Below are 7,254 nucleotides of genomic sequence, written 5' to 3' on the forward strand. Positions count from 1 at the left end.
TCGGCGGCGGCGTAGCTCTCCTCGGCGCGTGAGAGCTTCTTGCGCCCGTAGAGGCCCTCCAAGATAAACTCGGCGGCGCTGACGCGGTGGGCGTCGCTGGCCTCCTCGGCGATCTCGGCGGCCAGGGCGTCCAGGCCCGGCACGGCGGCGGCGGCCTTCAGCGCGGCGGCCACGTTTCCGGCCTGCGGAAAGCGAAAGACATTGCCGTCGTCGAACCACTTTTCCAGGGCCTTGGTGTCGGCGCTGGCGTAGTGGCGCCCGTAGACCTGGCCCGCCGCCTTGCGGATGATGTCCTTGGCGACCACATCGGCGCCGCGCAGCTCGCCCTCGTATTCGAGTTCAAGCTTGCCGGTGATGGCGGGCAGCCCGGCGTAGACGTCGCTGACGCGCACCACCGATTCGTCGCCCAGCCGCAGGGCACGCACCTCGGCGTTGGCGGCGGCGACCTCCAGCAGCGAGATGGGCAGCCGCTGCGACACGCCGCTGAGCTTGTCCACCCGGCCATCCTCGCGGGCCTGGAAGGCGATTTCCTCGATCAGCTCGGCCATGTAGCCAGGGATTGTCACGCTGGCGTCGCGCTCGGATTCCTGGGCGGTGATGGCCATGCCCTCGTCTACGGTTTTCGGGTAGTGGGTCCGGATCTCGCTGCCGATGCGGTCCTTGAGCGGCGTCACGATCTTGCCACGGGCGGTGTAGTCTTCGGGGTTGGCCGAGAAGACCAGCATCACGTCGAGTTCGAGCCGGACCGGATAGCCCTTGATCTGCACGTCGCCTTCCTGGAGGATGTTGAACAGCGCCACCTGCACCTTGGGCGAGAGGTCAGCCAGTTCGTTGACGGCGAAAATGCCCCGGTTGGCACGCGGCAGCAGCCCGAAGTGCATGCTCCGCACGTCGCCCAGCGCGGTGCCCAGCCGGGCGGCTTTGATGGGGTCTACGTCGCCGATCAGGTCGGCCACCGTCACGTCGGGCGTGGCGAGCTTCTCGACGTAGCGGTCCTCGCGGGCGATCCACTTGATCGGCAGGTTTTCGCCGTGCTCGCGCAGCAACTCCTCACCCTGGGCGCTGATGGGATTTAAGGGATCGTCGCTGATCTCCGAGTCGCTGATGGCGGGCACGTGCGCGTCGAGCAGGCTGGTGATGGCCCGCAGAATCCGGCTCTTGGCCTGGCCGCGCAGCCCCAGCAAAATGAAGTTCTGACGCGCCAGCAGGGCGTTGACGAGTTGGGGCACCACGGAGTCGTCATAGCCGACGACGCCGGGAAACAGGTTTTCACCGGTCTGGAGTTTGCGGCGCAGGTTGGCCCGCACCTCGTCTTGCACGCGGCGGCTCTTACCGTCGAAGGGTGAGCGGCCCGCATAGTCGGGCGTGCGGAGCAGTTCACCGACGGTCTGGGGCTGGGCAGTCTGGGGCTGGGCAGTCTGAGCCTGGGTCATCTGGGTCTGCGTCATGTTGCAGGCAAACTAGCACGGGGTTTGGGGCCTAACTGTGGGGTTTAAGAGTGTGTGGGTTGGGGCGGGATGTGTGGGCGGAAGTTTGGGCCATGCGGCCATGAGACCTGCATTGCGGGGCCAGCTCCAGGTCTTGCGCCCCCACACTCACGCCCTGCTCGCCCCGGTGCGCTAGCGTATGCCAGATGCCTGCACCGCGCCCTGTCCGTCCCCTGCTGCTGCTCGGCACCCTGCTGGCCTGCGCCGCCAGCGTTCCGGCGAGTGCCCAGAGCAGCCCGCCCGTACAGCCGGTCACTGGTCAGCCGGTCACCATTCCGGCGCTGCCACTGCCGAGTCCGGCGCCAGACCCGGCAGGTGAGAGCGGCCAGACGGACGGCGACGAATCCAGCTCAGGCGTGAGCCCAGCCGACAACGCGGCGATCCCACTCCAGCCAGCCCCACTCCAGCCAGCACCAGTCTTGCCAGCGCCGTCTACACCGTTTATAGGGCCTCTGCTGCCGCCGATCACGCCGCCGGATTTCACGCTGCCGGGGTTGCCGCCGATTGCTCCCACGCTGCCCGGTTCGCCGCTGCCCCCGGTTGTTCCGCTGCCTGGCGTGCCTGTGCCCGCCGTGCCTAACCCCACTCCCGAACTCGGCCAGGTGCGGGGCCTGTGGGTCGACGCCTTCGGGCCGGGCCTCAAGTCCCCGGCGCAGGTGGCGCAGATGATCCGTGACGCCCGCAGCCTGGGGGTCAATACCCTCTTCGTGCAGACCATCCGCCGGGCCGACTGCCTGTGCAACAAGTCCAGCGTGCCCCGCGCCACCGACGACGACCTGACGCCGGGCTTCGATCCGCTCGCCGAGGTGTTGCGACTGGCACACGCCCAGAACATGCGGGTCTTCGCCTGGATCAGCGTGATCGGCGCGGGCAGCGCGGCGGTGCCCAACACCAACAAAGCGCACATCCTCTACACCCACGGCGCCAGTGCCGGGGCGCAGTCCTGGCTCAACCGCCGCCCTGACGGCAGCTACCTCGACGGCCACGACATCTGGCTCGACGCGGGCATTCCGCAGGCCGCCGAGTTCATCACCCAGGAAATCCTGAGCGTCGTCAGAACCTACGACATCGACGGCATTCAGCTCGACCGCATCCGCTACCCCGACGGCGGCAACTGGGGCTACAGCCCGGTGACGCTGGGGCGCTACCGCACGGAAACGGGCAAAACCGGCACGCCCGGCCCGACGGACGCCTCGTGGGCCGCCTGGAAGCGCGAGCAGATCACGGCGCTGGTGCGGCGCGTCGTGCTCGAAGCGCGGCGAATCAAGCCCGGCCTGTGGACCAGCGCGGCCACCATCACCTACGGCGCCCCGCCCACCGACCTCACCGGCTTCGAGCGCAGCCGCACCTACAGCGACGTGCTGCAAGACTGGCCCGCCTGGTCGCGTGAGGGACTGCTCGACCTGAACGTGCTGATGAATTACAAGCAAGACGCCCTGCCCGGCCACATCGGCTGGTTCGACGACTGGAACGCCTTCGCCCTCAAGGTGCGCGGCAAGTCGGACGTGGCGGCGGGCACGGCGCTGTACCTCAACACCCCGGAGGTCTCGCGCCGCCAGATGCAGCGGGCCATCCAGGCCGGGCTGGGCTGGGTCGGCTACGCCTACCGCACGCCGGGCGTGGCCGTCTACAAAAGCGGCCAGCCACAGCCGCAGGGCTTCGAGCTGCTGCGCCGGTCCCTCACCCAGAACGGTGGCCCGCTCACCCCCACGGTCTGGAACGCCGCGCCGCCGGTTCGCTACGCCCTGCTGGGCCGGATCATGGGCAGCGCCCAGCCGGGAGGCCGCCCGGTCAGTGCCCTCAGCGCCAACGGCACCGTGCTGGGCCGGACCGTCACCGACGGCAACGGTTACTACGGCTTTTCCGATCTGCCGCTGGGCAGCATAGAAGTGCGGGTCGCCGGGCAGCGCTGGCAGGGCACGCTGAGGGCGCCGGGCGTGACCTCGTTCCCCAACCTGCTGGTGCGCGACGCGAGCAATGCGCCAGCGGCGAGCAATGCGCCAGCGGCAAGCAATGCGCCAGCGGCGAAGGGACGCTGAGCGGCGCAAAACGAAGGCGGGATAGACTTGTAGGTCTGACCCTGCTCACCTTACTTTCAGCGCCATCTCGGTTTCCCTGACCTGAAAACCCAGGGCCAGATACAGCGCCGACGCCTGAGCCGACGCCCCCAGCGTAACGGTGCCGATGCGCAACCGGGCCGCTTCGTTTAGCGCGGTCTGCACGAGTTGTCGCGCCAGGCCGCGCCGCCTATACGCTGGCTCGGTGTAGACGTTGACCAGCCGCGCCCGCAGCGGATTCGGCTCGCCCCTGGTCGGTCCCCAGTCGAGCAGCACCAGTCCAGCCCCCGCCACGACCTGCCCGGCCTCCTGGGCCAGCCAGCCGAGGTAGCTGCCGCGCCGCATGGCTCCGGCGACCCAGGCGGCGTAGACGTGACGCCCGGCCACCTCGTCCGGGTAGCGGTGTCGGGCGATCAGGTCCGCGTCCAGCTCAGTGACGGCCCGGATAAGACTCAGGCGTGGGCGGCGTCTACCAGGGCCTTGGCCCCCTGCGCCAGCATGTCCTGGGCCAGCTCGGCGCCCAGCTCAGCGCATTCGGCGGCCTCGCCCTGGGTGCTGGCCTGGATGATCTTGGAGCCGTCCAGCGCCCCCACCCAGCCGTCCAGCGTCAGGATGCCGTTCTTGATGGTGGCGTGGGCACCCACCGGGGCCATACATCCGGCGCCGAGTCCGGCCAGAAACTCGCGCTCGGCGGTGGTGCGGTCGTCCGTGGCGCGGTCGTGGATGGCGTAGGCGACCTCGGTGCCCAGGTCGTCGTCGCTGCGGGTCTCCAGCGCCAGGGCGCCCTGGCCGGGCGCGGGCAGCAGAATAGTAGGGTCCACAAACTCGTCGATGCGGTTGCGCAGCTCGGTGCGGATCAGACCCGCCGCCGCCAGGATGATGGCGTCGTACTCGTCGCCCACCAGGGCCGAGAGCCGGGTGTCGATGTTGCCGCGCAGGGCCAGCACCTGCAAGTCGGGCCGGAACGCCCTCAGGAACGACCCCCTGCGCACGCTGCTGGTGCCGATGCGGGCACCCTGGGGCAGCTCGGCGAGCTTTTTCATGCCCTCCTTGCCCACCAGGGCGTCGCGGGCGTCCACGCGGGTCGGGATGCTGGAGATCTCCAGGCCGTCGGGCTGCCGGGTGGGCATGTCCTTGAGGCTGTGGACCGCGATGTCGATGCGGCTGCCCAGCAGGGCCTCCTCGATCTCCTTGACCCAGAAGCCCTGAACGCCGCGTGCGGCCATCGCCTCCAGGCTGCCCCGGTTGCGGTCCCCGCCGGTGGTGATGCTCACGATGCGGAACTCGGTTTCCGGCCACTCTTCCTTGAGGCGGGCCACGACCCAGCGGGTCTGCGCGAGGGCCAACGGTGAGCCCCGCGTACCAACAGTGATAGAGCGCATACCCTGCGCAGTATGCCAGGCTTTGGGGCAAAATGCGCCGGGCGTGAACGGCGAGGGTGTCAGGTAACAGACATTCAGATCATTGCTGGAGTCCCGGCTGGAATACCCGGCATCCCCGGCAGATCGTCGTTCTCGGAAGGGTGGGGCTCCGGCAGGCCCGGCGTGTCGGGGTTGGTCGGCGGGTCGTATATTGGCACGCCGCCGGTGCCGGGCATCTGCTCCGGCTGCGGGGTGGGCACATCGGTGGGTTCGGTGGCGGGCGCAGGGGTGGGTCCGGTCATGGAAAACCTCCTGTGAAGCGTATCTGGACGCTGCCTAGTCTGCTCCCGGCGCCTGCGGGGCATGCGAGAAGACCGTGAAGTGCTCTTCAGGGTCGCCCGGCTGCCGTTAAGCCGGGTTTGCGTACCCGCAGCCGCCTTGACAAGCCCAGGGGCCGCCTGTACTCTTACTGAGCCTGAAACGCCGAGGTGGCGGAATTGGTAGACGCACTAGTTTCAGGGACTAGCGCTGCAAGGCGTAGGGGTTCAAATCCCCTCCTCGGCACCACCCTGAATACCCCCGCAAATTTGCGGGGTTTTTCTTATCTTAAGCGCTCGAGCAACCCCCCAAAACTTTATTTCAGGGTGAGCGTCAACTGACTTACCTGGGGCTGCCTTGTTCGCTTGGGCGGGTGTTGCCTGCCCAGTAGGACCCTCGAGCCACGGCTTTGGCTTGTCCCCTTTCACGCTGCGTTGTAGCATCAGAACTCGAGCACCGATACCTAGTTTTGAGCAGTCTCGAGGAGAACCCCATGAAAGAACCTGCCCTGAAACCCCCTGTGAGGGTCGCCATCACCGGAGCCGCTGGACAGATTGGCTACAGCCTGCTTTTTCGCATCGCCAGCGGGGACATGCTGGGAGTGGACCAACCCATTATTTTGCAACTGCTCGAGGTGACGCCCGCGCTCAAAGCCCTGAACGGGGTGATTATGGAACTCGAGGACTGCGCTTTCCCGCTGCTGGCGGGTACTGTAGCCAGTGACGACCCGCTGGTTGCGTTCAAAGATGCCGATTACGCGCTCCTGGTCGGCGCGATGCCGCGTAAACAGGGCATGGAGCGCAAAGATTTGCTCAGCGCCAACGGGGGAATCTTTGGGCCGCAGGGTAAAGCCTTAGGCGCGGTAGCCTCGAGAAACGTGAAAGTCTTGGTGGTGGGCAATCCGGCCAACACCAACGCGCTGATTGCGATGCGAAACGCGCCCAACCTCAATCCGCGCAATTTCACGGCCATGATGCGCCTGGACCACAACCGGGCTAAAAGTCAGATTGCGGCTAAACTCGGGGTGGCCTCGAGCGAGGTTTCGCACATGGGCGTGTGGGGCAACCACTCGAGCACCCAGTACCCCGACGCTTTCAACGCCACGGTGAACGGCAAAAGCGTGGCCGAGCAAACCGACCTCGAGTATCTGGACACCGACTTCATTCCCACGGTGCAAAAGCGTGGCGCGGCCATCATCGAGGCGCGGGGACTCTCCAGCGCGGCCAGTGCGGCCAGCGCGGCCATTGACCACATGCGCGACTGGGTGCTGGGGTCCGGCGGCGAGTGGGTCAGCATGGGCGTGCCGTCAGACGGTTCTTACGGCATTCCCGAGGGCCTGATTTTCGGCTTTCCAGTGACCACTGAGAACGGGGAATACAAAATAGTGCAGGGCCTCGAGCTAAATGACTTTGCCAAAGAGCGCATCGCCAAAACGCATCAGGAACTGCTCGAGGAAAAAGGCGCGGTGCAGGATTTGTTGGGTTGACGCTGGTGTGAAAGTGGCTGTATAGATTGCCTGAATCTATTCGGCTTTTTTGTGGGTTTGCGCTCGAGCTGAAGAGGAAGGGCGAGCTGCTGTCTTGGACATAACGGCACCTATCGGGCCTGTCCGCCACTCGCCCCTACCAAACACTGGGATTTGGATTCTTACTCGAGCTGAAAAGAGGGCGCAAGCGTTGCGCCCCTACCACACATTAAAATTTGGATTTTTGCTCGAGCGAGAAAACAAACGGTTTTAAAGCATTTTGTGGAAGTATTGAGCCAAGGGCGAAATACTTCCCGACCAACGGGAGCGGCAACAGGAAGGCGTTTTTCACGATAATGGAGCCAGCCGGAGTGTAGCGGAGGTGGCGCAATGGTAGTGGAAAATGCTTTAGTTCGTCACTTATCACTGTCTTCAGAACTTCAGGTGCCGCTTGCCAAGCAGCTCGGCCAGAATCTGCGGGGTCCACACCTCCTGGCTGTACATGGTGTACTGCTTTTTGAAACGCCCCACCCGGTCCCACACTTCCCTCGAGTCTCGAGGCGACA

6 protein-coding genes and 1 tRNA gene are annotated in these 7,254 nt (G+C 66.0%); 3 read left to right on the forward strand and 4 right to left on the reverse strand.

All coding sequences use genetic code 11. The annotated features are described in order from the left end of the window. On the reverse strand, positions 1-1,433 hold a 1,433-nt coding region (locus Q0R23_RS11500), incomplete at its 3' end, for a sigma 54-interacting transcriptional regulator (protein ID WP_293913178.1). Positions 1,434-1,633: 200 nt separating this feature from the next. Between Q0R23_RS11500 and Q0R23_RS11505 the strand changes: the two genes are divergently transcribed. Beyond that, entirely contained in the window at positions 1,634-3,526 is a 1,893-nt protein-coding gene (locus Q0R23_RS11505; RefSeq protein ID WP_293913168.1) for a family 10 glycosylhydrolase, read from the forward strand. Positions 3,527-3,571: 45 nt separating this feature from the next. Here the strand turns inward: Q0R23_RS11505 and Q0R23_RS11510 are convergent, their stop codons facing one another. The 3 genes from Q0R23_RS11510 to Q0R23_RS11520 all read right to left on the reverse strand — a co-directional run bounded on the left by Q0R23_RS11510 (position 3,572) and on the right by Q0R23_RS11520 (position 5,207). After that, a complete protein-coding gene (locus tag Q0R23_RS11510; RefSeq protein ID WP_366520426.1) occupies positions 3,572-4,000 on the reverse strand; it encodes a GNAT family N-acetyltransferase in 429 nt (142 codons plus the stop codon). Then, positions 3,997-4,926 carry a hydroxymethylbilane synthase gene (hemC, locus tag Q0R23_RS11515; protein ID WP_293913172.1) on the reverse strand — a complete coding sequence of 310 codons (930 nt, stop codon included), beginning with the start codon at positions 4,924-4,926 and terminating at the stop codon, positions 3,997-3,999. Before hemC ends, Q0R23_RS11510 begins: the two co-directional genes overlap by 4 nt. 74 nt (positions 4,927-5,000) lie before the next feature. After that, entirely contained in the window at positions 5,001-5,207 is a 207-nt protein-coding gene (locus tag Q0R23_RS11520; protein ID WP_293913174.1) for a hypothetical protein, read from the reverse strand. Between the two features lie 180 nt (positions 5,208-5,387). On the opposite strand from Q0R23_RS11520, the gene Q0R23_RS11525 reads away from it, so the two are divergent. Together Q0R23_RS11525 and Q0R23_RS11530 are read left to right on the forward strand one after the other, a co-directional pair. Beyond that, a tRNA-Leu gene (locus Q0R23_RS11525) sits at positions 5,388-5,472 on the forward strand. Positions 5,473-5,731: 259 nt separating this feature from the next. Continuing rightward, positions 5,732-6,709 carry a malate dehydrogenase gene (locus tag Q0R23_RS11530; protein WP_366520427.1) on the forward strand — a complete coding sequence of 326 codons (978 nt, stop codon included), beginning with the start codon at positions 5,732-5,734 and terminating at the stop codon, positions 6,707-6,709. Positions 6,710-7,254 lie beyond the last annotated feature (545 nt).

The organism is Deinococcus sp. (assembly GCF_025362455.1).
Taxonomy (GTDB): Bacteria; Deinococcota; Deinococci; order Deinococcales; family Deinococcaceae; genus Deinococcus.

Coding starts and splice junctions, on each gene's coding strand:
- Q0R23_RS11505 (WP_293913168.1), top strand. CDS start 1,634: ATGCCTGCACCGCGCCCTGTCCGTCCCCTGCTGCTGCTCGGCACCCTG.
- hemC (WP_293913172.1), bottom strand. CDS start 4,926: ATGCGCTCTATCACTGTTGGTACGCGGGGCTCACCGTTGGCCCTCGCG.
- Q0R23_RS11520 (WP_293913174.1), bottom strand. CDS start 5,207: ATGACCGGACCCACCCCTGCGCCCGCCACCGAACCCACCGATGTGCCC.